This window comes from Bradyrhizobium sp. 149 (genome assembly GCF_023073915.1).
In the GTDB taxonomy this organism is placed as follows: Bacteria; Pseudomonadota; Alphaproteobacteria; order Rhizobiales; family Xanthobacteraceae; genus Bradyrhizobium.
In genome coordinates this window covers 1,791,668-1,817,701 of sequence record NZ_JADPKK010000022.1, presented here as the reverse complement: position 1 = coordinate 1,817,701, position 26,034 = coordinate 1,791,668, and the positions used below count along the sequence as shown (strand labels likewise).

At 65.1% G+C, this 26,034-nt stretch carries 27 protein-coding genes; 23 read left to right on the top strand and 4 right to left on the bottom strand.

The features are described 5' to 3' along the window. Positions 1–36: 36 nt before the first annotated feature. From IVA88_RS26430 to IVA88_RS26420, 3 genes are all read left to right on the top strand, one after another. Positions 37–954 carry a metallophosphoesterase gene (locus tag IVA88_RS26430; protein ID WP_247500078.1) on the top strand — a complete coding sequence of 306 codons (918 nt, stop codon included), beginning with the start codon at positions 37–39 and terminating at the stop codon, positions 952–954. 112 nt (positions 955–1,066) lie between these two features. Next, positions 1,067–1,471, top strand: a complete 405-nt coding sequence (ybgC, locus tag IVA88_RS26425; protein WP_247500416.1) for a tol-pal system-associated acyl-CoA thioesterase — start codon at positions 1,067–1,069, stop codon at positions 1,469–1,471. Between the two features lie 77 nt (positions 1,472–1,548). Further along, positions 1,549–2,016 carry a nuclear transport factor 2 family protein gene (locus tag IVA88_RS26420; RefSeq protein ID WP_247500415.1) on the top strand — a complete coding sequence of 156 codons (468 nt, stop codon included), beginning with the start codon at positions 1,549–1,551 and terminating at the stop codon, positions 2,014–2,016. A gap of 109 nt (positions 2,017–2,125) precedes the next feature. Here the strand turns inward: IVA88_RS26420 and IVA88_RS26415 are convergent, their stop codons facing one another. Together IVA88_RS26415 and IVA88_RS26410 are read right to left on the bottom strand one after the other, a co-directional pair. Then, positions 2,126–2,845: a type 1 glutamine amidotransferase gene (locus IVA88_RS26415; protein WP_247500075.1), complete on the bottom strand. Its 720-nt coding sequence runs from the start codon at positions 2,843–2,845 to the stop codon at positions 2,126–2,128. A 23-nt stretch (positions 2,846–2,868) separates the two neighbouring features. After that, positions 2,869–3,795, bottom strand: coding sequence for a LysR family transcriptional regulator (locus IVA88_RS26410; RefSeq protein ID WP_247500074.1), 927 nt, complete (start codon positions 3,793–3,795; stop codon positions 2,869–2,871). A gap of 151 nt (positions 3,796–3,946) precedes the next feature. Between IVA88_RS26410 and IVA88_RS26405 the strand changes: the two genes are divergently transcribed. From IVA88_RS26405 to IVA88_RS26365, 9 genes are read left to right on the top strand one after another with little or no spacing between them, the layout of a single operon-like run. Beyond that, the gene (locus IVA88_RS26405) at positions 3,947–4,903 is read left to right on the top strand and encodes an N-carbamoyl-D-amino-acid hydrolase (protein WP_256466828.1); all 957 of its coding nucleotides are present in this window, start codon (positions 3,947–3,949) and stop codon (positions 4,901–4,903) included. Positions 4,904–4,938: 35 nt separating this feature from the next. Further along, positions 4,939–5,763 (top strand): ABC transporter substrate-binding protein, encoded by an 825-nt coding sequence (locus IVA88_RS26400; RefSeq protein ID WP_247500071.1) that lies wholly within the window; start codon positions 4,939–4,941, stop codon positions 5,761–5,763. After that, positions 5,760–6,617, top strand: coding sequence for an amino acid ABC transporter permease (locus IVA88_RS26395; protein ID WP_247500069.1), 858 nt, complete (start codon positions 5,760–5,762; stop codon positions 6,615–6,617). Before IVA88_RS26400 ends, IVA88_RS26395 begins: the two co-directional genes overlap by 4 nt. Next, the gene (locus IVA88_RS26390; RefSeq protein WP_247500068.1) at positions 6,614–7,378 is read left to right on the top strand and encodes an amino acid ABC transporter ATP-binding protein; all 765 of its coding nucleotides are present in this window, start codon (positions 6,614–6,616) and stop codon (positions 7,376–7,378) included. The genes IVA88_RS26395 and IVA88_RS26390 overlap by 4 nt, the downstream gene beginning before the upstream one ends. 14 nt (positions 7,379–7,392) lie before the next feature. Next, positions 7,393–8,208 carry an ABC transporter substrate-binding protein gene (locus tag IVA88_RS26385; protein ID WP_247500067.1) on the top strand — a complete coding sequence of 272 codons (816 nt, stop codon included), beginning with the start codon at positions 7,393–7,395 and terminating at the stop codon, positions 8,206–8,208. Further along, a complete protein-coding gene (locus tag IVA88_RS26380) occupies positions 8,195–9,079 on the top strand; it encodes a polysaccharide deacetylase (protein ID WP_247500066.1) in 885 nt (294 codons plus the stop codon). The genes IVA88_RS26385 and IVA88_RS26380 overlap by 14 nt, the downstream gene beginning before the upstream one ends. Before the next feature lie 8 nt (positions 9,080–9,087). Next, the gene (locus tag IVA88_RS26375) at positions 9,088–9,738 is read left to right on the top strand and encodes an aspartate/glutamate racemase family protein (RefSeq protein ID WP_247500065.1); all 651 of its coding nucleotides are present in this window, start codon (positions 9,088–9,090) and stop codon (positions 9,736–9,738) included. A 35-nt stretch (positions 9,739–9,773) separates the two neighbouring features. Further along, the gene (locus IVA88_RS26370) at positions 9,774–11,357 is read left to right on the top strand and encodes an ABC transporter substrate-binding protein (RefSeq protein ID WP_247500064.1); all 1,584 of its coding nucleotides are present in this window, start codon (positions 9,774–9,776) and stop codon (positions 11,355–11,357) included. Next, positions 11,354–12,727: an amidohydrolase family protein gene (locus IVA88_RS26365; RefSeq protein ID WP_247500063.1), complete on the top strand. Its 1,374-nt coding sequence runs from the start codon at positions 11,354–11,356 to the stop codon at positions 12,725–12,727. Before IVA88_RS26370 ends, IVA88_RS26365 begins: the two co-directional genes overlap by 4 nt. On the opposite strand, the gene IVA88_RS26360 is transcribed toward IVA88_RS26365, so the two are convergent. Beyond that, positions 12,717–13,631 carry a LysR substrate-binding domain-containing protein gene (locus IVA88_RS26360; protein ID WP_247500062.1) on the bottom strand — a complete coding sequence of 305 codons (915 nt, stop codon included), beginning with the start codon at positions 13,629–13,631 and terminating at the stop codon, positions 12,717–12,719. The two genes, IVA88_RS26365 and IVA88_RS26360, sit on opposite strands and share 11 nt — an antisense overlap. A gap of 273 nt (positions 13,632–13,904) precedes the next feature. On the opposite strand from IVA88_RS26360, the gene IVA88_RS26355 reads away from it, so the two are divergent. From IVA88_RS26355 to IVA88_RS26315, 9 genes are read left to right on the top strand one after another with little or no spacing between them, the layout of a single operon-like run. After that, entirely contained in the window at positions 13,905–14,939 is a 1,035-nt protein-coding gene (locus IVA88_RS26355) for an ABC transporter substrate-binding protein (RefSeq protein WP_247500061.1), read from the top strand. Between the two features lie 23 nt (positions 14,940–14,962). Further along, positions 14,963–16,003, top strand: a complete 1,041-nt coding sequence (locus IVA88_RS26350) for an ABC transporter ATP-binding protein (RefSeq protein WP_247500060.1) — start codon at positions 14,963–14,965, stop codon at positions 16,001–16,003. After that, complete coding sequence (locus IVA88_RS26345; protein WP_247500059.1) at positions 16,000–16,875, top strand: ABC transporter permease; 876 nt, start codon at positions 16,000–16,002, stop codon at positions 16,873–16,875. The genes IVA88_RS26350 and IVA88_RS26345 overlap by 4 nt, the downstream gene beginning before the upstream one ends. Next, positions 16,872–17,678, top strand: a complete 807-nt coding sequence (locus IVA88_RS26340; protein ID WP_247500058.1) for an ABC transporter permease — start codon at positions 16,872–16,874, stop codon at positions 17,676–17,678. Before IVA88_RS26345 ends, IVA88_RS26340 begins: the two co-directional genes overlap by 4 nt. 8 nt (positions 17,679–17,686) lie before the next feature. Continuing rightward, the gene (locus IVA88_RS26335) at positions 17,687–18,823 is read left to right on the top strand and encodes an FAD-dependent oxidoreductase (RefSeq protein ID WP_247500057.1); all 1,137 of its coding nucleotides are present in this window, start codon (positions 17,687–17,689) and stop codon (positions 18,821–18,823) included. Between the two features lie 19 nt (positions 18,824–18,842). Next, complete coding sequence (locus IVA88_RS26330) at positions 18,843–19,139, top strand: (2Fe-2S)-binding protein (protein WP_247500056.1); 297 nt, start codon at positions 18,843–18,845, stop codon at positions 19,137–19,139. Then, on the top strand, positions 19,136–20,554 hold the full coding sequence (locus IVA88_RS26325) for a (2Fe-2S)-binding protein (protein ID WP_247500055.1): 1,419 nt from the start codon (positions 19,136–19,138) through the stop codon (positions 20,552–20,554). Before IVA88_RS26330 ends, IVA88_RS26325 begins: the two co-directional genes overlap by 4 nt. Then, the gene (locus IVA88_RS26320) at positions 20,551–21,672 is read left to right on the top strand and encodes an FAD-dependent oxidoreductase (RefSeq protein ID WP_247500054.1); all 1,122 of its coding nucleotides are present in this window, start codon (positions 20,551–20,553) and stop codon (positions 21,670–21,672) included. Before IVA88_RS26325 ends, IVA88_RS26320 begins: the two co-directional genes overlap by 4 nt. A 15-nt stretch (positions 21,673–21,687) precedes the next feature. Beyond that, complete coding sequence (locus tag IVA88_RS26315; protein ID WP_247500053.1) at positions 21,688–22,035, top strand: RidA family protein; 348 nt, start codon at positions 21,688–21,690, stop codon at positions 22,033–22,035. Between the two features lie 275 nt (positions 22,036–22,310). Here the strand turns inward: IVA88_RS26315 and IVA88_RS26310 are convergent, their stop codons facing one another. Continuing rightward, positions 22,311–23,639 carry a dicarboxylate/amino acid:cation symporter gene (locus tag IVA88_RS26310; RefSeq protein ID WP_247500052.1) on the bottom strand — a complete coding sequence of 443 codons (1,329 nt, stop codon included), beginning with the start codon at positions 23,637–23,639 and terminating at the stop codon, positions 22,311–22,313. Between the two features lie 141 nt (positions 23,640–23,780). Between IVA88_RS26310 and IVA88_RS26305 the strand changes: the two genes are divergently transcribed. Both IVA88_RS26305 and IVA88_RS26300 read left to right on the top strand, forming a co-directional pair. Beyond that, positions 23,781–25,100: a solute carrier family 23 protein gene (locus tag IVA88_RS26305; protein ID WP_247500051.1), complete on the top strand. Its 1,320-nt coding sequence runs from the start codon at positions 23,781–23,783 to the stop codon at positions 25,098–25,100. Between the two features lie 73 nt (positions 25,101–25,173). Continuing rightward, entirely contained in the window at positions 25,174–26,010 is an 837-nt protein-coding gene (locus tag IVA88_RS26300) for an SDR family oxidoreductase (RefSeq protein WP_247500050.1), read from the top strand. The last annotated feature ends 24 nt before the right edge of the window (positions 26,011–26,034 follow it).

Here is a 26,034-nt window from a genome sequence, read left to right as displayed (position 1 = left end):
GATCGCATCAAGAAGCTGCATCACGATCGAGTTTCCATGATCACGCGCCGTCATCTCATCCGTTCCATCGGCGGCCTGTCCGCGCTCGCCGTCTCCACCGCCGCCTACAGCGTCGGCGTCGAGCCGGTGCTGCGGCTTCGCGTCACCCGCTATCATCCGACCCCGCGGCAATGGCCTGCGGATCTGCCGCTGAAGATCGCCGTGATCGCCGACATCCATGCGTGCGATCCCTGGATGTCGCTGGAGCGGATCGAGGCCATCGTCGATCGCACCAACGCACTGAATGCGGATATCATCGTGCTGCTCGGCGACTATGTCGCCGGCCTGCACCAGGTCACGCGCATCATTCCGGCGAACGAATGGGCCAAGGTACTGGCCGGCCTGAAAGCGCCGCTCGGCGTCCATGCCGTCATGGGCAATCACGATTATTGGGACGACAGGATCGTGCAGCAGGCAGGGCACGGGACGACGATCGCGCATCGTGCGCTGGAGGCCGCCGGCATTCCCGTCTACGAGAACGACGCCGTGCGCCTCACCAAGGACGGCCGCCCATTCTGGCTCGCCGGCCTGGGCGATCAGCTCGCCTTTCTGCCGGCGCGGCGCTTCCGGACAACGGGGCGCTTCGGTGCCGACGATCTCGCCGCGACGCTCGCCAAGATCACCGACGATGCGCCGGTGATCCTGCTCGCGCATGAGCCCAATATCGCGCCACGCGTGCCCGCGCGCGTCGCGTTGCAACTGTCCGGCCACACCCATGGTGGCCAGGTCCGCCTGCTCGGCTGGTCGCCGGCCGTTTCGCGGCAGCATGGCCTCCGGCTCGCCTACGGTCACTTTCGGCTCAAATGCGACGTCATCATTTCCGGCGGCCTCGGTTGCAGCCTCATGCCGGTCCGCGTCGGCGTGCCGCCGGAGATCGTCGAGGTGACGCTGGGGCGGGGGCCGGCGGTGGCCTAGCCGCGCTTGCGCGGCCGGTCTTTTTTGCGCAGAACGGACCGGAGTGACAAGCGAAGAGGCTCGCAACGTGACAGCTCACCTCGACGGCGAGATCCGCGACGGCCGCCATCATATGCAGGTCCGTGTCTATTACGAGGACACCGACTTTTCCGGCATCGTCTATCACGCCAATTACCTGCGCTTCATGGAGCGCGGGCGGACCAATCATCTGCGGCTGATGGGTGCCGAGCAGCAGGCTTTGTTCGAGCAGCCCGCGACGGAAGATACCGGCTTCGCCTTCGTGGTGCGCTCGATGCATCTCGATTTCCTCAAGCCTGCCCGGATGGACGACGTGCTCGACGTCGTGACCTGGCCGGTCGCCGTGAAGGGCGCCTCCATCATGCTGGCGCAGGAGGTGCGTCGGGCTGAGGACGTGCTGGTGAAAGCGGAAGTGCGCGTCGCCTTCATCAGCGGCGGCCGCGCCCAGCCGATCCCGAAATCGATCCGCGCCATGATGAAGGCCGATCTGATTTCGTGATCGGGCGATAGCGGACGGCCTCTCGACTCCGCGGCATGCAGGCGTAGATTGCGCTTCCGTCAACCGATGAGGCCATGATGTCGCGCCCGCCGCTTCCGCCCTTCACTCGTGAGACCGCCGCGCAGAAGGCCCGCATGGCCGAGGACGCCTGGAATTCGCGCGACCCGGCGCGCGTCTCGCTCGCCTATACCGAGGACAGCCGCTGGCGCAATCGCTCCGAGGTTTTTCAGGGCCGCGAAGCCATCGTCGCGTTCCTCACCCGCAAATGGGAGAAGGAGCACGACTACCGCCTGATCAAGGACCTCTGGGCCTTCGACGGCAACCGCATCGCCGTGCGCTTCCAGTACGAATGGCACGATGCCAGCGGCCAGTGGTATCGCTCCTACGGCAACGAACAGTGGGAGTTCGATGACCAAGGCTTGATGAGGCGGCGCGAAGCCTCGATCAACGACATCATGATTGCGGAGAAGGACCGCCGGTTTCACTGGCCGGCGCCGGGGCCAAGGCCGGCCGATGTGCCGGGGTTGGGAGAGAGCCCGTTCTGAGATTTCAACCCTCATGGTGAGGAGCCGCGAAGCGGCGTCTCGAACCATGCAGGCCCTGTTGCTGCGGCGGGGCCTCGATCCTTCGAGACGCGCGCAAAGTGTGCGCTCCTCAGGATGAGGGGACGGACTTGCGCGCCAGAAACCTTGTAATCGCCCCGCCGAGCTTGGCGTGGTCCATCGGCTTCGCCAGTGACTCCCTGGCCGTGGCAACGACTGCATCCGGCGCCTTGCCGTCGCGCAGCTCACAGCACACTTGCGCAAACTCGACGTCGAACTCCGGATGCGGCTGCACGGTCAGCGTGGCGCCGTTGGCGTAGAGCAGGCCGGCATGCGGGGTGAAGTCGGACGAGAGGATCGTCAGCGCATCAACAGGTGCTTCGACCACCTGGTCCTGATGCGAGCAGGCGATGGCGACCGCTTCGCCGTCGACGACGCCGTTGTCCGGCAGCACCTGATAGACGTGCCGGCCGATACCCCAGCCCTTCTCGGACTTGCGCACGGTGCCGCCCAATGCCTGCGCGATCAGCTGATGACCGAAGCAGATGCCGACCATCGGCGTCCTGTTGGCGTAGGCCGTGCGCACAAAATCTTCCAGCGGCGCGATCCAGTCGAGCCCGTCATAGACGCCGGCGGCCGCGCCGGTGATCAGCACCGCCTCCAGTTTGCGCGGATCGGGAAGCACATCGCCGTTCGGGATGCTAACGACGTCGACCGTAGCTGTCGCGTCCTCGGCGCGGACCATGCGCTCGAACATGTCCGGGAACGAGCCGTGGCGCTCGCGATATTTCTGCGGGACCTGCCCGGTCTCGATGATGGTGATGCGTGCCATGTGCCCTCTGGTAAAGGTCAAGCTCAGTCGCTTGCTGCCCCATGTTGCCGGTGTGGCGCTGTGCGCTCCAGCAGCGCACTCTCTTTCCGGACCTCGTTGAGAAACGCCTTGGCCAGGCGCGACAGCGGCTCGGCTTCCGACCATAGCATGTAGGCGACCGCGTGCGTCGTGGGCGCGAACGGCCGCACGATCAGGCCGGTCCCGCCGTTCTGTCGCGGCGAAAAGGGATCGACCACCGCGGCGCCGACGCCGGCGGCCGCGAGCACACAGGCCGTGTTGCAATAGCGCACCTCTACGGTCGGCCGGAACGGCGCGCCGGCGCGGGCAAAACTGTCGCGCACGGCCTCACCAAGCCGTGTGCCGCGCTCGAGCCCGATGAAGGGCAGCCCGGACAGGTCCGAAGCCGAGATCACCGGCAGTTCGGCGAGCGGGTGCTGCGGCGGCAGCACGCATACCATCTCGCCGGTGTGCACCACCTCATGGGCGATGCCAGGATGGTGCGTCAGCCCGAGCGCGAAGCCGAGCTCGGCGACGCGGTTGAGCACGCCTTCGATGATGCCCTCATAGCGCCGCACATCGAAGAACACCCGCGTCTCCGGGCGGCGGCGCAGGAAGCCTGACAGCGCCGAGGGGATGATGCTGTAGGCGAGCGGCGGCGTCGCGACCAGCGCGAGATGCCCGGAGCGGTTCTCGCGCAGATCGCGCACGCGGTTCTCGAGCTTGGCGTGCAGCGCGAAGATCGCCTCACTCTCCTTGTAGAGTGCCATCGCTTCCGCGGTCGGAAACAGTCGGTTGTTGACGCGTTCGAACAGCGCAAAGCCCGCCTGCGCCTCCATCGTCTTCAGCGCATTGCTGACTGCAGGCTGCGACAGCGCCAGTTCGTCGGCCGCCGCCACCGTGGTGCGGTGGCGGATGACGGCACGGAGAATTTCGAGTTGGCGCAGGTTCATATCACTGCCGATTATACTCTGGGCCAAAACATCATAGCAGAATGAATTGATTTTGCAGCCCCGCTTCCGCGTAATGGCAACGGATTTGCACGTCGCATCAAAGGGTTCATTCGCCCATTGAGGCAGCACTGCGCACAGATTGGAGGCAATCTTGGTTCGTGTTCTTCGCGCCGCCGCCGCACAGATGGGGCCGACGCAAAAAGCCGATACGCGCGAGCATACGCTGTCGCGGATGCTTGCCCTGCTGGAGGAGGCGGCCGGCCGCGGCGCCAGTCTCGTGGTGTATCCCGAGCTTGCCTTCACCACATTCTTTCCGCGCTGGCTGCTCGAAGGCGAGGCGCTCGACCACTATTTCGAACGTGGCATGCCGAACCCGCACGTCGCGGCGCTGTTCGACCGCGCGCGCGCGCTGCGCGTCGGCTTCTATGTCGGCTATGCCGAGTTGACGCCGGATGGACGCCGCTACAATTGCGCCATCCTGGTTGACCGCGACGGCGAGCTGCTCGGCCGCTATCGCAAGGTGCACCTGCCGGGCTCGGTCGAGCCGCGGCAGGGTGCGCGCTACCAGCAGCTCGAAAAGCGCTATTTCGAATATGGCGACCTCGGCTTTCCGGCCTTCCGCTCCGGATCGGCCTGGGCCCACGCCATCATGGGCATGATGATCTGCAACGATCGCCGCTGGCCGGAATCCTGGCGCGTGCTTGGCCTGCAAGGCGTCGAGCTCGTCTGCATCGGCTACAATTCGGCGGCCTATGATCCCAACGGCGGCAGCACGGAAGATGCCTCCCTGCGCACCTTCCACTCCACGCTGGTGACGCAGGCCAATGCCTACATGAACGCGACCTGGGCGATCTCGGTGGCGAAGGCGGGCGAGGAGGACGGTTCCGGCCTGATCGGCGGCTCCTGCATTGTCGATCCCAATGGCCGCATCGTCGCACAGGCCGCAACGCTGACCGACGAGGTGATCGTCGCCGACATCGATCTCGACCTCTGCCGCCAGGGCAAGGACAAGATGTTCAACTTCGCCGCCCACCGGCGGCCGGAGCAATACAGGGTGATCACCGAGCGCGCCGGCGTGATCGAGCCGGCGGTTCTCGACGCGGACTGACAGAACGTCCAGACAACACTGGCAAAGGAGCCGATATGACGCGCCTCTCGTATTTCCTCGGCATCGCAGCGTTGGCGGCCGTGACGTCCGCGCAGGCGGCCGAGCTTCCGGCGGAGATCAAGCAGGCGGGCACGTTGAAGCTCACGGTCAACTCGACCTACGCGCCAATGGAATATCGCGATCCCGCGACCAACGAGCTCGTCGGGCTCGACATCGATCTCGCGAACGAACTTGCCAAGCGGCTCGGTGTGAAGATCGTCTGGAGCGAGACGCCATTCGCCGAATTGATCCCATCGCTCCAGACCAGGCGTGCCGATTTCATCATCTCCGGCATCTCGGATCGCGCCTCGCGGCGCGAGACTGCTGATTTCGTCGATTACCTCGGGACCGGCCCGCAGTTCTTCGTGATGGCGGACAACGAGGCGAAAGTTGCAACCGATCTCTGCGGCAAGAAGGTCGGCACCACCCGCAGCACCAGCTTTCCGGTCGAGATCGAGAAGTGGAGCAAGCAGAATTGCGAGCCGGCCGGCAAGGCGGCGATCCAGTACGTGCCGGGCGAGAACTCGATCGACGTTCGCAACCAGCTCAAGCAGGGCCGGATCGACGCCGCCGTGCAAGGCAGCGAGACGCTGCCTTATGCACAGACGCAGGAAGCGGGCAAATACCGCGTGATCGGCGAGCCCTTCGCCAAAGGCTATCAGGGCATCATGTTCCGAAAGGACGATGCGGCGCTCCGTGAAGTGGTGACCGAGAAGCTCACCGCCATGATCGCCGACGGCTCCTACAAGGCCGTTCTCGACAAATGGGGCCTCGGCGCCAACGCGGTCGCCCAGCCCATGCTGAACGCGGCGCCGCAATGAAGCCGGCACCGGCACTCGCGGAGGGTTTTCCCGATCTGTCGGGGATGCGGATCGCGCGCGAGCCGCACTGGTTTCGCTGGCTCAGCGCAGCGCTGATTGTCCTCGTGCTGGCAGAGATCGCGCGTGCGTTCGCGGCTGGCCAGATCGAATGGTCCTATGTCAGCCGCTTCCTGACGGCAAAAGTCATTCTCGAAGGCATCGTCAACACCATGGTGATGGCGGTGCTGGCGATGGCGCTCGGCATCTTCCTCGGCGTGGTCGTCGCGATCATGCGGCTGTCGCCCAACCCGGTGCTGAAGACCGTCGCCGCCGGCTACACCTGGCTGTTCCGCGGCACGCCGCTGATCCTGCAGCTGCTGCTGTGGTTCAATCTCGCGCTGGTGTTTCCGACCATCGGGATTCCCGGCCTGTGGAGCGCGCGCGCCGTCGACGTCATGACGCCGTTCCTTGCCGCGCTGCTCGGGCTCGGCATCAACCAGGGCGCCTATACGTCGGAAGTGATGCGCGCCGGCATGCTCTCGGTCGATGTCGGGCAATATGAGGCGGCGCAGGCGATCGGCATGGGACGCTTGCGTGCGCTGCGCCGGATCGTCCTGCCGCAGGCAATGCGGGTGGTGATCCCGCCGCTCGGCAACGAGTTCATCGGCATGGTGAAGGCGACCTCGCTCGCCAGCGTCATCCAGTATCCGGAATTGCTGCACAACGCCGAAAACATCTACTACGCCAATTCGCGCGTGATCGAGCTCCTGATCGTCGCCGGGCTCTGGTATCTGCTCGTGGTCTCGATTCTGACTCCGCTCCAGATGCTGCTCGAACGCCGTTTTGCACGCGGCACATTGCGGTTGGCGCGATGACAAAACCCCTGGTCGCGATCCGCTCCGTCAGCAAGAGTTTTGGCGAGTTTCAGGCTCTTAAAAACGTCTCGCTCGACATCCGGCCCGGCGAGGTGATGTGCCTGATCGGCGCCTCCGGCTCGGGCAAGACCACGTTGCTCCGCTGCATCAACCAGCTCGCCGCGATCGACAGCGGCGGCATCTGGCTCGACGGCGAGCTCTTGGGCGTGCGCGAGCAGGGCGGACGGCTGCATCGGCTCAGCGAGCGCGAGATCGGGCGGCAGCGGCTGAAGACCGGAATGGTGTTCCAGCGCTTCAATTTGTTTCCGCACAAGACGGCGCTCGAAAACATCACCGAAGGTCCGCTCCAGGTGCAGGGCCGAAAACCCGATGAGGTGCGCGCTGAAGCTGTCGAGCTGCTGCGCCGCGTCGGGTTGTCTGCGAAGGCCGATTCGTATCCCGCCCAGCTCTCCGGCGGCCAGCAGCAGCGCGTCGCCATTGCCCGTGCGCTGGCGATGAAGCCGATGTTGATGCTGTTCGACGAGCCGACCAGCGCGCTCGATCCCGAACTCGTCGGCGAGGTCTTGGCAGTCATGAAGGAGCTGGCGCGGAGCGGTATGACCATGGTGGTAGTGACGCACGAGCTCGGCTTCGCGCGCGAGGTCGCCGACCGGGTCGTCTATATGGACCAGGGTGCGATCGTCGAGCAGGGCCGTGCCTCGGACGTCTTGGGTACGCCGCGCGAGGAGCGCACCAAGGCATTTCTTTCGGCAGTGATCTGAATGGGGGCGTGTTGATGAAGAGACTTTTGGTTACGGCAGCACTCGTTGGGGCCATGAGCGCCCCGATAATGGCAGTCGAGCTGCCGGCGGAGATCGCCAAGCGCGGCAGCATCAAGGTGGCGCTGGTGCCAAACTATCCGCCGATGGAGTTCCGCGATCCGGCCACCAACGCGTTGTCCGGCTTTGACATCGATCTCGGCGAGGCCATCGGCCGCAAGCTCGGCGTCAAGATCGAGTGGCAGGAGACAAGCTTTGCCGAGTTCATGCCGTCGATCTCCACCGGACGGGTCGACGCCATCCTGTCCGGCTTCACGGACTACGCCAGCCGGCACGAGATCGCGTCCTTTGTCGATTATTTGCGAAGCGGTCCGCAGTTTTTCGTGCAGCAGTCGCGCAAGGCGGAGTTCAAGGACGCAATGGCGCTCTGCGGCAAGAAGGTCGGCGCCAGCCGCCGCACCATGTTCCCGGCGCAGATCGCGGCCTGGAGCGAGAAGAATTGCGGCACCAATCCGATCCAGTTCGTCGGCACCGACGGCTCGGCCGACGCCCGCACCCAGCTCAGGCAGGGCCGCATCGATGCCGCCGCTCAAGGCAACGAGACGCTGCCCTACATCATGGATCTCGAGCCCGGCACGTATGCGGCTGTGGGCGAGCCCATGGCGCAGCAATTCACCGGCATCGCTCTGCCGGTCAAGGAAAAGGCGCTGCAGCAAGCCATGCTGGAGGCGGTCGACGCGCTGATCGCGGACGGCACGTATCGTACGCTGCTTGCCAAGTGGAAACTGACCGACAACGCACTCGAAAAGGCGACCATCAATGCTGGACAGTAAGGCACTCCAGAGCATTCCGCTCGTTCCGGCCAACACGGCGGATCCTGCGCCGGAATACCCCTGGCCGAAGCCGTACAATTCGGCGATGTTCCTGTCGTTCGACGTGGACGCGGAGAGCGCGTGGACCAGCAAGGACGCGGTGCACGCGCAGCGGCTCATCACCATGAGCTATGGCGGCTATGAGGCGCGCGTCGGCACGCCGAAACTTCTGGAGCTGCTCGACCAGCTCGATCTCAAGGCGACCTTCTTCGTCACGGGATGGTCGGTCGACGCGCATCCCGCGATGGCCGAGTCCATTCTCAAGGCCGGCCACGAGATCGGTCATCACGGTTATCACCATCTGCTGCCCGATCCCGGCGATCCCTGGATCGAGGAGGAGCTCGAGCGCGGTTTTGAGGCGCTCAAGCGCCGGCTCGGCGTCAGGCCGACCGGCTACCGCGCGCCCTACGGCGAATTCACGGAAGAACTGCGGGTGGCGTTGGTGCGCCACGGCATCGTCTACACGTCCTCGTTTCGCGATGACGTGCGGCCCTATCGCCATCGCCTCGCCGACGGCAAGCCCGGCACGATCGAACTGCCGGTGACCGCGAGCTATGACGACTGGATGCATGGCCTGTCCGCGCGCTTCAGTCCGCGCCCGATTTTCCCCAAGGAGCATGTGCTTTCGATCTGGAAGGACGAGCTCGACGAAGTCCGCGACTGGGGCGCGATGGTGACCACCGTGCTGCATCCGCAATGCAGCGGCCGGCCGATGCGGCTGCGCCTACTGCGCGAGTTCCTGACTTACGCAAAGTCGTGCCCGGATGTCTGGATCACGACCGGTGAGAAGATCGCGGCCAACTTCCTGCGCCACGAGGCCGGCAAAAGTTGAACCACGCCATGACCCGCATCCTCGTCATCAATCCCAACTCCTCCGCATCGGTGACGGCGGCGATCGATGGCGCCGTCGCACCGCTGCGCATCGCGGGTGGGCCGGAGATTGAAGTGGTCGGCCTTGCCGAGGGACCGCCCGGTATCAGCTCGCAGCGCGATGCCGACAGCGTCGTGATGCCGCTGGTCAGCCGTGTGTCGCGTGACGATGCGGATGCCTTCGTGCTGGCCTGCTTCAGCGATCCGGGCCTGCATGCGGTGCGCGAGGCGGCCGGCGGGCGGCCGGTGATGGGCATCGCCGAGTGCGGCATCTTTCGCGCACTGATGCTGGGCGAGCGCTTCGGAATCATCGCGCTGTCGCCCTCGAGCATCCGCCGCCAGCAGCGGATGGTGCGGCTGATGGGCGTCGACAGCCGCTATGCCGGAAGCTGGTCGGTCGGCGCGAGCGCGGCGGAGACGGCAGGCGCGGACATCCGGGGACGGTTGATTGAAGCCGGCCGCGCGCTGGTCTCGCAATGCCGCGCCGATGTCGTGGTGATGGGCTGCGCCGGCATGGCCTCGCATCGGGCGGCGATTGCGGATGCCATCGGCGTTCCCGTGGTCGAGCCGGCGCAGCAGGCGGTGGCCGCTGCGATCGGCGCGGTGTTGTTGAACGCGTAAGAACGAATGATGCTTTCTGTCAGGAGCTGCTTTTGATGCCCATCTCCCGCCGCTCGCTCCTCAAGGCTGCCGCAGCAGTGCCAGCGCTGTCATTCCCGGGCATCGTCCGCGCCGAATCCCAGACCACGTTGCGATTCATTCCCGTCATCGACCTCGCTTTCGTCGACCCCATCTATTCCACGGCACAGGTGTCGCGAAACCATGGCTTCATGGTCTACGACACGCTCTACGGCATGAGCTCCTCCCTGCAAGTCTCGCCGCAGATGCTGTCGGGCCACGTCGTCTCCGGCGACGGGTTGCAATGGGACCTCAGCTTGCGCGACGGCCTGTTCTGGCACGACGGCGAACGCGTGCTCGCCCGCGACTGCATCGCGAGCATCCGCCGCTGGGCCGCGCGCGACGGTTTTGGCAGTGAGCTGATGGAGGCGACCGGCGAACTCTCGGCCGCCGACGACCGCACCATCCGTTTTCGCCTCAAGCGTCCGTTCCCGCTGTTGCCGCAGGCGCTCGGCAAGGCCGCGATCAACCCCTGCTTCATCATGCCGGAGCGGCTCGCGAGTCAGGACCCGTTCAAGCCGCTGACTGAAGTGATCGGTAGCGGTCCGTTCCGTTATCTCGCCGACGAGCGCGTGCAGGGCGCGCGCAATGCCTATGCCAAGTTCGAGCGCTATCAGCCGCGCACCGACGGCAAGCTGGATTGGACCGCGGGTCCGAAGATCGTGTATTACGACCGCGTGGTCTGGACCACCACGCCCGATGCCGGTACCGGCGTCGCCGCGCTGCAGACCGGCGAGCAGGACTGGCAGGAGACCACGCCGCACGATCTGCTGCCGATCATCAAGGCTGCCGGCGACATCGAGACGCGCGTGCTCGATCCCCGGGGTTATGCCTGCATGCTGCGCCTCAATCATCTTCAGCCGCCGTTCGACAACCCTGCCGTTCGTCGCGCGCTCTTGGGGGCGATCGATCAATCCGCCTTCATGACCGCGGTCGCCGGTACCGATCCGAACTTCCAGGTCTCACCGATCGGCTATTTCGCGCCGAATACGCCAATGGCGAGCGATGTTGGCCTCGATGTGTTCCGCGGCCCGCGCGACTACGCCAAGGTGAAGGCCGATCTGAAGGCCGCCGGCTACAATGGCGAGAAGATCGTGGTGCTCGTCCCCACCAATTCACTGGCGCAGAAGCCGCTCGGCGAGATCGCCGTCGATAGCCTGCGCAAGGCCGGCATGAACGTCGAATATGCCGGGCTCGATTTTGCCGTGGTGCTGCAGCGTCAGCTCAAGAAGGACCCGATCGGACAGGGCGGCTGGAGCGCGGCGGTCGGCAACTGGCAGGGCATCGACTGGCTCAATCCGGCCGGCAACACCAATATCCGGGGCGAGGGCAAGGTCGCCGGCTGGTATGCGAGTGAGAAGATGGGCGGGCTGCGCAGCCAGTGGCTGGCGGCCTCCGAGCTTGCCGAGCAGCAGCGCGTCTGCCGTGAGATCCAGGCAGTGGCTTTCCAGGAAATCCCTTATATTCCGATCGGCCTGTACAAGCAGCCGACCGCCTATCGCAAAGCCATCACCGGCATTCTCGACGGCACCGCCGTCTTCTGGAACGTACGCCCCGCATGAGCACGATCGCAATCTTCGGCAGCTATGTGCTGTCACGCAAGGACGGCGCGCAGGACGTGCTGCGCGACCACTGGGTTCTGGTCGAAGGCAAGACAATCGCGGCGGTCACGCGCGACAAGCCGCATGCGGATCAAACTTACGACCGCCCCGGCCGCTTCGTTCTGCCAGGCCTGTTGAACCTGCATAATCACTGCTTCTCGGAAGCGGTGGCGCGCAGCCATACCGAGGACGGCAATGGCCGCAAGAACAATCAGAGCATCGTCTACACGGTGCTGCTGCCCCTGACCAAGCGCGGCGCGGATCTGCTGTCGGCGGAAGAGCGCATGGCGGTCGCGCGGCTCGGCATCCTTCAACTCCTGAAGGGTGGCGCCACCACGGTGATGGAGCCGTTCCGGAACTCAATCCCGGAGATGTTCGATGCCGCCGAGGAGATGGGCATCCGTTTCTATGGAGCGCCCTATCTGTTCTCGACGTCCGACGCCAAGGCCGGCCCTGACGGCGTGGTCCACTATGCCGGCGATGACGGCACCGCCGACATGGCGACATGGGATGCGCTCTACCAGCGCTGGAACGGTCGTGGCGACGGTCGCATCGGCCTTGCGATGAGTCCGCATGCCACCGACACCTGCGGGCCTGATCTGTTGAAGGCCTGTGCCGCGCGGGCGCGCGAGCTTGGCGTGCCCATCACGACGCACATGGCGCAGAGCCGCACCGAGGTCGAAACCATCGGCAAGCGCTATGGCGGCCGCACGCCGGCGCAATATCTCGACTGGCTCGGCCTGCTGGCGCCCGATCTGATGGCGGCGCACTGCATGTTCAGCACCGACGACGATCTCAAGCGGATGGCCGCGCGCGGCATGACGGTTCTCAACTGCCCGCGCGTGTTCGCGCGCGCCGGCGTCACCGCGGCGTTCAGCCGGTTCGCGGAGCACGGCGTGCGCACCGTGGTCGGCACCGATGGCTACAATATGGATTTGCTCGGCGAGCTCAATGCCGCCTCGCTGATCTCCAAGATCACCTCAGCGCGCGCCGATGTCGCCAACTCGCCCGAGCTGATCGAGGCCAACACGGCAATCGCCGCCAACGTGATCAAGCGGCCTGACCTCGGCCGCATCGAGCCCGGCGCGACCGCCGACCTTACTGTGGTCGATCTCACCCATCCGCATCTTCAGCCGCTGTTCGACCCGCGCCGCGCGCTGATCGCGCTCGCCAACCGCGCCAATATCGATCAGGTCGTCGTTGACGGTCGCGTGCTGGTCGATGCCGGCCGCTATCTTGGTGCCGACGAAGCCGCGATCACGGCGGCGGGGACGGCTGCGATCGGTAGGATCTGGGACCTGCCGGAGGCGCAGGCGGCGTTCAACGGCTGAGGGCTGCCTCCTCGAATTCGGCGAGCGACTTGCGCATGGTCTCGACCAGATCCAGCGCCACCGGCGACGGGCTGCGCTGCGCCGGAAAGACCGCTGAGAATTCGAAGTCGATACGCGGCAGAAAGCGGCGCACGACTACGCCGCGGGTGGAAAATTCCTGCGCGGTGAAGGGATCGCAGATCGCGACCCCGAGCCCCGACGACACCATGCCGCACATGATCTCGGACAGCGCGGTCTCGACCCGCAGCACGCGGCGGACATCGTGACGATGGAAGATCTGGTCGACGAGGTGACGGCTCGACGATCCCGCCGACAGCGAGATGAAGGTCTCGCCCTCGAAGTCGTGCGGCTCCAAAACGTCCTTTTCTGCGAGGCGATGACCTGTCGGCAGCACGGCGACGCGTGCCGGCGCGGGCAGCTTCTGGGTCGGAAGGCCCGAATGCGCGATCGGCACCTCGGCAAAGCCGATGTCGCATTGGTTGTTCAGCACCCAGTCGACGACGATCGGCGAGATTACGCCGAAGAAGGCGAGGTTGAGGTTGGGCCGCTCCTTCAGGAAGTGACCGGTGAGCCGCGGCAAATAGCCATTCGACAATGCTGGAAGCGCCGCGATCCGCAGTGAGCCGGTGCGGCGGCCGCGGATTTCCTCGGCCGCCGCGGTGATGCGTTCAAGGCCGACGAAGGAGCGCTCGACCTCGGTGTAGAGTGCCATTGCCGCAGCGGTCGGTACCAGGCCGGTGCCGCGCCGTTCGAACAGCTCCATCTTCAGCAACGCCTGGAGGTCGCGCAGCAACCGGCTGACTGCCGGCTGCGTCACCTTCATCAGCGCCGCCGCCTCAGTCACGCTGCCGGTCAGCATCGTCGCCCGGAAGGCCTCCACCTGCCGCGAATTGATCCGCGCCATCCCGAATTCCATTCATAACATTCTGGCATGCAGATGGTGCCATTATTCATTGGACGATGGAAGCCAGAGTTTGCGATCTTTTTCATCAGAGCTGGAGACAGCCCGCTTTTTCGGCAGATTGGAGGGGTTCAAACCTCCGCATCGCGCCAAAACCCGCCGAGCAGGGGCCGGAGCCTTGGTCGGACACGGGATTCGCGCGGAAGGAAATGCGGCAGGTTCAGCCCACGAGACTCGTCGGCACGTCACCTCATCCCGGTATGGAGATCGGACCACATGAAGACTTTTCGCCTTCTGACAGCGGTCAGCATCGCGGCTCTCATTGCCACGCCGTCGGTCGCCACGGCCCAGCAAAAGACGCTCTATGTCGCCGGCTATGGCGGCTCGTTCGAGAAGACCATCCGCGACGAGGTGATCCCGACCTTCGAGAAGGAGAATGGCGTCAAGGTCGAGTACGTCGCCGGCAACTCCACCGACACGCTGGCCAAGCTCCAGGCGCAGAAGGGCAACCAGCAGATCGACGTCGCCATCGTCGACGACGGCCCGATGTACCAGGCGATCCAGCTCGGCTTTTGCGGCAAGCTCGACGGCCTGCCGGCCGATCTCTACGACACCGCCCGCTTCAAGGACGATCGCGCGGTCGCGATCGGCATCGTCGCCACTGGTCTGATGTACAACACCAAGGTGTTTGCGGAGAAGGGCTGGGCGCCGCCGACCTCCTGGAACGATTTGAAGGACACGAAATACGCCAAGCAGCTCGTGATCCCGCCGATCAACAACACCTATGGCCTCGAAGCGCTGGTGATGCTGTCCAAGATGAACGGCGGCGGCGAGTCCAATGTCGATTCCGGCTTCAAGATCTTCAAGGAGCAGATCAATCCGAACGTGCTCGCCTATGAGCCGTCGCCGGGCAAGATGACCGAGCTGTTCCAGTCCGGCCAGGCCGTGATCGCGGTGTGGGGCACCGGCCGCGTGCAGAGCTTTGCCAACACCGGCTTCCCCGTCGACTTCGTCTATCCGAAGGAAGGCGCCGCAACGCTGCTGACGACGGCGTGTCCGATCACCAAGCCCAACGCCTCGCCGCTGGCCTCCAGCTTCGTCAAGATGCTGCTCGATCCCAAGATCCAGCTGGTGATGCTGAAGGACTACGGCTATGGCCCGGTGCTGAAATCGCTGGTCATCCCGCCGGAGCTCGGCAAGATGGCGCCGGTCGGCGAGCGCGCGGCAAAGCTCTATAATCCGGACTGGACGGTCATCAACGACAAGCGCGAGGAGTGGACCAAGCGCTGGAATCGCGAGGTCGAGCGCTGATCGGTCAGACCGGAGACAGTGCGATGGCCTATCTCGAGCTCGAAGGGATCGCCAAGCAATTCGGAGCGCAGACTGTCGTCGACGACTTCAGTCTCGCGGTCGGGAAGGGGGAGTTCATCTCCTTCCTCGGCCCCTCCGGCTGCGGCAAGACAACGACCCTGCAAATGATCGCGGGCTTCCTCGATCCCACCCGCGGCGCGATCCGGCTGGAAGGCAAGGACCTGACCGCGATCCATCCGGCCAAACGCGGGCTCGGGATCGTGTTCCAGAGCTACGCGCTGTTTCCGCACATGACCGCGGCCGAGAATGTCGCCTTCGGCCTCGAGATGCGCAACGTGCCGCGCGGCGAACGGACCGAGCGCGTCCGCGCCGCGCTCGCGATGGTCGGGCTCGCCGGCTACGAGGATCGCCATCCGCGCCGGATGTCCGGCGGCCAGCAGCAGCGCGTGGCGCTGGCGCGCGCACTGGTGATCAAGCCGAGCGTTCTGCTGCTTGACGAGCCGCTATCGAATCTCGACGCCAAGCTGCGCGAGGAGATGCAGATCGAGCTGCGCCAGATCCAGCGCACCATCGGCACCACGACGATCCTGGTTACCCACGACCAGAACGAGGCGATGTCGCTGTCCGACCGTATCGTGGTGATGAGCCAGGGGCGCATCGAGCAGATCGGCACGCCGCAGGAGACCTATGAGAAGCCGGCCTCGGCCTTCGTCTCGCAGTTTTTGGGCAAGACCAACGACTTTGCCGCGACGATCGACCGGACGAGTGCGCCTGCGCGATTGATCGCCGGCTCGTGGAGCGCGCCCGCGCCTGCCGGACTCAGCGGTGCCGTGACCGTCAGCATTCGCCCCGAACGGATCGGCTTTGGCGACGCAGGCCTTACCGCAAAGATCGTCACGCGTATCTTCCAGGGCAATCACTGGCTGTTCCAGTGCGACAGCGAATGCGGCCCGGCGACCGTGATCCGCCAGAATGACGGCGAGAGGCAGCCGGCCGAAGGCGAGACTGTCCGTCTCGCTTGGCGTCCCGAGGACATGAGCGTGCGCGGAGAAGCCGCCGCATGAGCACAGCCGCCGAGGAACGCGGTGTGCGTGCGCCCTGGGCCCTGACGGCGCCCGCTTTGATGCTGTTCGTCGGCGTGCTCCTGATTCCGCTCGCAATGACCGTGATGCTGTCGTTCCACGATTGGGGGCAGTACAAGGGCATCGAGCCCGTCTTCATCCTCAAGAACTGGTACGAGATCGTAACGGATCCCTATTACGCCGAGATGTTCTGGCGGACGTTTCGCATCGCGCTCCTGACCACGCTGCTCACCGCCGTGCTCGGTGCGCCCGAAGCCTACATCCTCAACCGCATGAGCGGACGCTGGAAGAGCGTTTTCCTGCTGGTCGTCCTGGGGCCGCTGCTGATTTCCGTGGTGGCGCGCACGCTCGGATGGGCGCTGCTGTTCGGCGGCAACAACGGCCTCGTCAACAAGCTGCTGATGTCGGCCGGTGTGATCCGCGCACCCATTCCCTTCATGTTCACCGAAACCGGCATGGTGGTTGCGCTCGCGCATGTGATGATGCCGTTCATGGTGCTGTCGGTCTGGGCGGCGCTGCAGCGGCTCGATCCGCAGATCGAGAATGCCGCGTTGTCGCTCGGCGCCGGCCCTGTGACCATCATCCGCCGCATCATCATGCCGCAGATCATGCCGGGCGTGCTGTCGGGAGCAATCATCGTGTTCTCGCTCTCGGCCAGTGCGTTTGCGACGCCCGCCATCATCGGCGGCCGCCGACTCAAGGTCGCGGCGACGCTCGCCTATGACGAATTCCTGAACACGCTGAACTGGCCGCTGGGCGCGGCGGTCGCCACGCTGCTTCTGGCCGCGCTGGTCTTGATCGTCGTCGGCAGCAACGCACTGATCGAGCGCCGTTACGCGGAGGTGTTCCGATGAGCCGGAACGGCCCGCTCGCGCTGATCTTCCACACCATCTTCGTCATCGTCATGGTGGCGCCGATCCTGGTGGTCTGCCTCGTTGCGTTCACGCCCGAGGGCTTTCTGTCGCTGCCGACCAACGGCTTTTCGCTGCGCTGGTTCAGGGCGATCGGCAACTATCCCGAATTCATCCACGCCTTCTGGGTCAGTCTTGGCCTTGGCGCACTGTCCTCCTTCGTGGCACTGCTGTTCGCGGTGCCCGCGGCGCTGGCAATCGCGCGCTATCGCTTCCGCGGCCGCGATGCGCTGGCCGCGTTGTTCCTGTCGCCGCTGATGATCCCGCACGTCGTGCTCGGCATCGCGTTCCTTCGCTTCTTCACCTCGGCCGGCCTCGGCGGCAGCTTCGCCGCCCTGATCATCGCGCATGTCATCATCGTGTTTCCGTTCGCGCTGCGGCTGACGCTCGCGGCAGCGACCGGCATGGATCTCTCGATCGAGATGGCCGCGGTCTCGCTCGGCGCTGGCGGCTGGACGCTGTTCCGCCGCGTCACGCTGCCGCTGATACTGCCCGGCGTCATCAGCGGCTGGGCGCTCGCCTTCATTCAGTCCTTCGACGATCTCACCATGACCGTCTTTCTCGCGGCGCCCGGCACTGAGACGCTGCCCGTGCGCATGTTCCTTTACATCCAGGACAACATCGATCCGCTGGTGACGTCAGTCTCGGCCTGTGTGATCGCTGTTACCATGACCGCTCTCATTCTGCTTGACCGCTTCTACGGGCTCGACCGTGTGCTCGCCGGCAAGGGCGATACGGGGCGATAGGAGAATCCATGCGAACAGATTACGACGTCGCCGTCGTCGGCGGCGGATTGCTCGGCTCCGCCATCGCCTGGGGCCTCGGCCGGCTCGGCAGACGCGTCGCTGTGCTTGACGAGGGCGACATCACCAAGCGTGCCTCGCGTGCCAACTTTGCGCTGGTCTGGGTGCAGAGCAAGGGCCTCGGCATGCCGGCCTATACGGTGTGGACCGTGCAGGCGTCACAGGCATGGAGCCGGCTCGCCTCCGAGCTGAAGCAGCAGACCGACCTGGATGTCTCTCTTCAGCAGAATGGCGGCTTTCATCTCACGCTCGGTGAGGACGAATTCGGCCAGCGCGCCGAGCTGGTCAGGCGCATGCACAACCAGACAGGCGCAGCCGACTACAAGATGGAGATGCTCTCCGCGTCCGAGGTGAAGAAGTCGCTGCCGCTGATCGGTCCCGAGGTGTCCGGCGGCAGTTATTGCCCGCTCGACGGTCACGTCAATTCGCTGCGTACGTTTCGTGCGTTCCACACCGGTTTCAAGGCATTCAGCATCGACTATCTTCCGGAGCGTCCGGTCTCGGCGATTAGCCAGAGCGGAGGCGAGTTTCGCCTGACGACGCCGCAGGCCGAGCTCCGTGCGGCCAAGATCGTGCTCGCCGCCGGCAATGCCAACCAGACGCTGGCGCCGATGGTCGGTCTCTACGCCCCGATGGGCCCGACCCGCGGTCAGATCGTGGTGACCGAGCGCACCATGCCGTTCCTGCCGCATCCGCTGACCACGATCCGCCAGACCGACGAGGGCACGGTGATGATCGGTGACAGCAAGGAAGACGAACTCGACGATCGCGCGCTGAAGCATTCGATCAGCGCCGTGATGACCGATCGCGCGCAGCGGATGTTTCCGCATCTGTCGCGGCTCAACGTGGTCAGGAGCTGGGCCGGCATCCGCGTCATGCCGCAGGACGGCTTTCCGATCTACGACCAGTCGGAGACCCATCCCGGCGCCTTCGTCGCCTGCTGCCATTCTGGCGTAACGCTCGCCTCCAACCACGCTTTCGAGATCGCGCGGATGGTCGCGCAAGGTTCGCTTGAGCCGGAGCTGGTCGGCGCGTTCTCGGCCAGCCGTTTTGGCGCCAATGGCGCTGCGAACAACAGCGGCTACTAGGAATATTGAAGGGACCCACATGTTCAAACGATCCGAACTGGACAAGCGGCCGCCAGTGCAGATCTTCATCGATGGCGTTGCCGTCGCGGCGCGGCAGGGCGACACCGTCTCCGCGGCGCTGCTGGCCTCGAGCTGCGATGCACGCCGTTCGACTGCGGTGAGCGGCGCGCTGCGTTTGCCCTATTGCATGATGGGCGTGTGCTTCGATTGCCTCGTCACCATCGATGGCGTCGGCAACCGACAGGGCTGTCTGGTGCCGGTCGCCGAAGGCATGCAGATCGAAATCCAGAAGGGCAAGCGGGAGATCGGAAAATGACTGTGGCTCCCGAGCGCGAAGAATACGACGTCGTGGTGATCGGGGCTGGGCCCGCTGGCCTCGCTGCTGCTGCGACGTCCTCCGAAGCCGGCCTGTCGACGTTGCTGCTTGACGAGAATGTCGGGCCGGGCGGCCAGGTGTTCCGCGCCATCGACTCGACGCCGGTGACCGAGCGCAATCAGCTCGGCGCCGACTATTGGGTGGGCGCCGAGCTCGTGCAGGCACTCCGTGCGAGCGACGCCGAGGTCATCCACCGTGCCACGGTCTGGAGCCTCGACCGCAATCTCGACATCGCGGTCTCGATCGGCGGCGCGTCCGCCTTCGTCAAGGCGAAGCGCGTGATCCTCGCGACCGGCGCGCTGGAGCGGCCGTTTCCGATTCCCGGCTGGACGCTGCCGGGCGTGATGACCGCAGGGGCCGCGCAGACCATGCTGAAATCATCAGCCTTGGTGCCGGATGGCCCTACGGTGATCGCAGGGCAGGGGCCATTGCTCTGGCTGCTCGCCGCGCAGATTTTACGCCTCGGCGGCCGCATCGATCGCATTCTCGACACCACCGAGCGCGGCAACTACTTTGCGGCGCTCCCCCACGCCTTCGCCTTTCTGACCTCGCCCTATTTCACCAAGGGCCTGTCAATGATGCGCGAGGTGAAGGCGAAGGTGCAGGTCGTCTCCGGCGTCACCGAGCTTTCGGCATCTGGCGACGGCCAGCTCGCGAGCATGAGCTATGTCGCCGGCGGCAAGCGCGAGATCATTCCTGCGGATCTGTTGCTGCTGCATCAGGGCGTCGTGCCCAACGTCAATCTGGCGATGGCGGCCGGAATCGAGCATCGCTGGGATGACCTGCAATTGTGCTGGTCGCCGGTGCTCGATGCCAGCGGCCATTCGTCGGTCGCCGGCATTGCGATTGCCGGCGACGGCGCCGGCATCGGCGGCGCGAACGCAGCCGTCGTTCGCGGCCGCATCGCGGCGCGCGCGGCGGTGGAAGCATTGGCTCCCGCGGCCGCCGCGAAGCTTCCCGCAATGGCGAGCCTGCGCGCCGATCTCGCCAAGGCCGAGCGTGGCCGCGTTTTCCTCGACACGCTGTTCCGTCCGGCGCCGCAGTTTCGCATTCCCGCGGGCGACACCATCGTCTGCCGCTGCGAGGAGGTCACCGCAAAGGACATTCTCGATGCCGTCGCGATCGGCGCGACCGGGCCGAACCAGCTCAAGGCCTATCGCCGCACCGGCATGGGCCCGTGCCAGGGCCGGCTCTGCGGCCTCACCGTCACCGAGCTGATGGCGCAGGCGCGGGGCAAGAGCCCGCAGGAGATCGGTTATTACCGGCTGCGCGCCCCGGTCAAGCCGATCACGCTCGCCGAGCTTGCCGCGGTTCCAAAGAGCGAAGACGACATCAAGGCGGTGGTGCGCGGATGACGAAAAACGTGGATGCGATCGTCGTCGGCGGCGGCATCCACGGATGCTCGACTGCGCTGCATCTGTGCCTGGCCGGCCTGAAGCCGGTGCTGATCGAGAAGGACTATGCCGGCCGGCACGCCTCCGGCGTCAACGCCGGTGGCGTCCGCCAGCTCGCGCGGCACATCCCCGAAATCCCGCTTTCGATCCGCTCGATGGAAATCTGGGAGAAGATCAGCGATCTCCTCGACGACGATTGCAGTTTTGAGAGCTATGGCCAGGTCCTGGTCGCAGAGAACGAGGAGGAGCTCGCGATCTGCCGTGCGCGTGTGACCGAGCTCAACGCGCTCGGCTTCACCCACGAGGAGCTGATCGATACCGCCGAGCTGCGGCGCCTCGTGCCTGCGGTCGCCGAGACCTGTCCCGGCGGCGTGGTGTCGCGCCGCGACGGTGCGGCCAATCCGGCGCAGGCGACGACGGCGTTCCGGCGCAAGGCGGAGCAGCTCGGCGCGACCGTGCGCGAGGGCGTTGCCGCCACGAACATCCGGCACACCGATAGCCTCTGGCACGTCGACGTCGGCGCCGAGAGCTTTGCCGCGCCGGTGCTGGTCAACGCCGCCGGCGCCTGGGCCGGGACCATTGCAGCCACGCTCGGTGAGCCCGTTCCGGTCGAGACGGTGGCGCCGATGCTGATGATCACCTCGCGCGTGCCGCATTTCATCGGCCCCGTCGTGATCCTGCGAGGCCGAAAGCTCTCCTTCAAGCAATTCGAGAACGGCACGGTGCTGATCGGCGGCGGCCATCTGGCAACGCCGTACCAGGACCGCAACGAGACGGTGCTGGACTGGAAGAGCCTCGCGACCAGCGCGCGCACCGTGTTCGAGCTGTTCCCGGTGATGCGCGATGCGACGATCATGCGCGCCTGGGCCGGCATCGAGGCCAAGACCAAGGACGATCTACCCGTGTTCGGGCCGAGCAGCCGCCACAAGGGCCTCTATCACCAGTTCGGCTTCTCGCTGCACGGCTTCCAGCTCGGGCCCGGCGCGGGCGCCGTCATGGCGGAGCTGATCGTCAACGGCGGCACCCAGACCCGCGTTGGCGATCTCGGCATCGAGCGTTTCTATTCCCCCACGCTCTAGCAACAAGAGGACATCATGAGCATTACCCGCAGCATCCGCACGCCCATCATGCACCGCGCCGTCGAAGCAGGCGGCTTTGTCTTCATTGGCGGTACCATCGCCGACGACACCTCGGTGTCGATGGGCGAGCAGACCCGCAACATCCTGGGCAAGATCGCCGGCTATCTGAAGGAAGCGGGCACCGACAAGAGCCGCATCGTCAGCACCTCCATCTTCGTCACGGATCTCTCCAAGAAGAAGGAGATGGACGCGGTCTGGACCGAGTTCTTCGGCGACAATCTGCCGACCCGCGCCACCGTCGGCGTCGCCGATCTCGGCGGCAGCGCGCTGATCGAGGTGGTGGTGACGGCGTTCAAGGGCTGATCGCGCAGGCCGGCGGGGGACGTCAGCGCTCGGTGCGTTCCCGTCCTGCGCCGCGGCTTGATCTAGCTGTCAAGGAACAGCGTGCCCATGACGGGATCAACTGATCCCACGCTGCGTTCCGACACCACAACAATTCTTCAAAAACCCGACGCCCTGCCCCCAGCGCGTCGGGTGGAAAGGATGAGTATCAGTTCGTGATCCCAATATCATTGTTGTGAGGCGTGCCGCACCAATTTACCACTCCGGGAAACTACCGCGTCGGGGCGAGCGTGGCGTCACGCACCTCCGCCCGGTTCCAGCGCTTCGCCCATCTCCAGCGGATGGGCCATGGCCTCGTGCAGCGCCTCACGATCGAGCTCGCCTTCGGAGATGCTGATGACGACGCAGGCGACGCCGTTACCGATCAGATTGGTCAGCGCACGGCACTCGCTCATGAACTTGTCGATGCCGACCAGGATCGCGATCGACTGGATCGGGATGTCGGGCACGATCGAGAGCGTCGCCGCGAGCGTGATGAAGCCCGCTCCGGTCACGCCTGAAGCACCCTTCGAGGTGATCATGGCGATGCCCAAAATGCCGAGCTCCTGCCAGATGGTCAGATGGGTATTGGTCGCCTGCGCCAGGAACAGCGTTGCCAGCGTCATGTAGATGTTGGTGCCGTCGAGATTGAAGCTGTAACCGGTCGGAATGACGAGCCCGACCACCGAACGCGAGGCGCCGAGATGCTCCATCTTCTGGATCATCTGCGGCAGCACCGTCTCAGACGACGAGGTGCCGAGCACGATCAGGAGCTCGTCCTTGATGTAGGCGATGAAGCGCAGGATCGAGAAGCCGGCGAGCCGGGCGATTGCGCCGAGCACGACCACCACGAACAGGATGCTGGTGAGATAGAACGTGCCGATCAGGGCGGCGAGATTGAGCAGCGAGCCGAGGCCGTAGGCGCCGACGGTGAACGCCATCGCGCCGAACGCGCCGATCGGGGCGACGCGCACGATGATGCGGATGATGCCGAAGAACATCTTTGCGGCCTTGTCGATCGCCTCCGCAATGGGCTCGCCGGCTTTGCCAAGAAAGGCGATGGCGAAGCCCGACAGGATCGAGATCAGCAGCACCTGCAAGAGATCGCCGCGTGCGATGGCGCCAACATAGCTGTCGGGGATGATCGCCATCAAATGGGCGACGATGCCCTCCTCCTTGGCCTTGGTGACGTAGGTCGCCACCGATTGGGGGTCGATCGTGGCGGGATCGATGTTGAAGCCGTGTCCGGGCTGGAGCACCTCGCCGACCAGGAGGCCGACCGCGAGCGCGACGGTCGAGACCGTCTCGAAATAGATCAGTGACTTCAGCCCGACCCGGCCGACGCGCTTGAGGTCGCCCATCGAGGAGATGCCGTGCACCACGGTGCAGAAGATCACCGGCGCGATCATCATCTTGATCAGCGCGATGAAGCCGTCGCCGAGCGGCTTCAAGGCCTTGCCGAGATCGGGATAGAAATAGCCGACGAGCACCCCGAGCGCGATCGCGATCAGCACCTGGATGTAGAGGATCTTGTACCAGGGCTGGTGCCGGCGGTGGATGGCTGGCTGGAGCGCGACTTGTGTCATAGAGTAGGCCCCGGAACGTATTGATCTTGCAGGATTTGGATCCTGCTTGACCTGCACCATGTGATGGCCGCCGCAGAAGTGACAATCACATTTTTGTCGGATCGCACGAAGATCGATCGCTGCACCGCAATTGGGGGGAACATGGCGACTGCAACGGGCTCCGACCAGCAAACGCAAGGCTATTTTCCGCGCTGGAAACTCAAGTCATCGGGCGTGATCATGCCGGAGGAGCGGTTGTCATGGGGCCAGACCGTGGTGTCCGGCTTCCAGCATTGCGTCGCTATGTCGGGATCCACGATCATCGCGCCGCTGCTGATGGGATTCGATCCCAATGTTGCGGTCCTGTTCTCCGGCATCGGCACGCTGATCTTCTTCGTCATCGTCGCGGGGCGCGTGCCGAGCTATCTCGGCTCGAGCTTCGCGTTCATCGCGGTCGTCATCGCCGCCACCGGCTATGCCGGGCACGGGCCGAACCCGAATTTGTCGGTTGCGCTTGGCGGCATCGTCGGCGCCGGCGTCCTCTACGGCGTGATCGCGCTGATCGTGATGTGGTCGGGGGTCGGCTGGGTCGAGAGACTGCTGCCGCCGGCCGTCACCGGTGCTGTGGTCGCTGCGATCGGCCTCAACCTCGCGCCCGTGGCGGTCAAGGCGGTGAGCGCCGGCACTTTCGACACGGGAATCGGGCTCGCGACCGTTCTGATCATCGGCGTTGTTGCCGTGGCCGCACCGGGCCTGTGGCGTAGGCTGCCGATCATCCTTGGCGCAATCGGCGGATATCTTTTGTATTTGCTGTTCGCGAACGGTCTCGGCTTCGGCAAGCCTGTCGACTTCGCGCAACTCTCGGCCGCGCCGTGGTTCGGGCTGCCGAGCTTCACCACGCCGACGTTCCAGGCCGGTGCAATATTCCTGATCGCGCCGGTTGCGGTCATCCTCGTTGCCGAGAACCTCGGTCACATCAAGGCCGTAGGCGCCATGACGGGCCGGAGCCTCGATGCCTATCTCGGCCGCGCCCTGTTCGCCGACAGCCTCGCGACGATCGCCGCGGCCTGCGGCGGCGGCACCGGCGTCACCACCTATGCCGAGAATATCGGCGTCATGGCGGCGACGAAGGTCTATTCCACCTTGCTGTTTGCCTTCGCGGCCACGGTATCGATCCTGCTCGGCTTCTCGCCGAAATTCGGCGCGCTGATCCTGTCAATTCCCGGGCCCGTCATCGGCGGCCTCTCGATCGTGCTGTTCGGATTGATCGCGGCGATGGCGGGTCGGATCTGGGTCGAGAATAAGGTCGACTTTGCAGATCCTGCAAACCTGATCACCGCCGCCGTGGCGTTGACCGCGGGCGCGGGCGACCTGACACTCAAATTCGGTGCATTCACGATCGGCGGGATCGGCACCGCAACCTTTGGCGCCATCATCCTCTATCAGATCCTGACCTTGCCGCTGGCGAGGCGCGCGGAATGAGTCCCAGCGATGCGCTGAACGGGTGGAACAAAAAGCGCCTTCCGCCGATGATGAGGCATTCCGGAGAGAACCCATGCCGCAACCCGATCGCTCGACTTCGTTTCCCTCGCGCCTTGTCGGCCAATACGCGCTGGTGACCGGCGCCTCACAAGGCATCGGCCGCGCCGTCGCCGTCCGGCTCGCCCAGGAAGGGGCGACCGTCGCCATCAATTATTTCGGCAGCCCTGAAGGGGCTGAGGAGACGCTGGCGCTCGCACGAGCGGCATCCGCCGACCGCGGCCATGGCAAGATCGATCACATCATGGTCAAGGCCGATGTCGGCAGCGAACAGGACGTGGGCGCAATGTTCGAGACGATCCTCTCGCGCTGGAAGCACCTCGACTGTCTCATCAACAATGCCGGCTTTCAGCGGGAGTCTCCCAGCGAAGCGCTCGACATCGAAACCTACCGCCGCATCATCGACGTCAACCTCAACGGCGCCGTGCTCTGCGCGCAGAAGGCGCTGGCCCATTTCGTCGCGCGCGGCGGAGGCGGCAGCATCATCAATTGCTCCAGCGTGCACCAGATCATCCCGAAGCCCGGCTATCTCGCCTACTCGATCAGCAAGGGCGGCATGGCCAATCTGACACGCACACTCGCGCTCGAATTCGCCGGCCGCGGCATTCGCGTCAATGCGGTCGGTCCCGGTGCGATCGACACCCCGATCAATGCGGCATGGACCGGAGATCCGGAAAAGCGGGGCGTGGTCACCAGCCACATTCCGCTGGGCCGTGTCGGCACGCCGGAAGAGATCGCTGCGGTGTTCGCCTTCCTCGCCTCGGACGAAGCAAGCTACATCACCGGGCAGACCATCTACGCCTGCGGAGGTCTGACGCTGTTTCCCGAATTCCGCGAGAACTGGGCAAGCTAGCGGGATTCCTCGCCATCTGGCAAA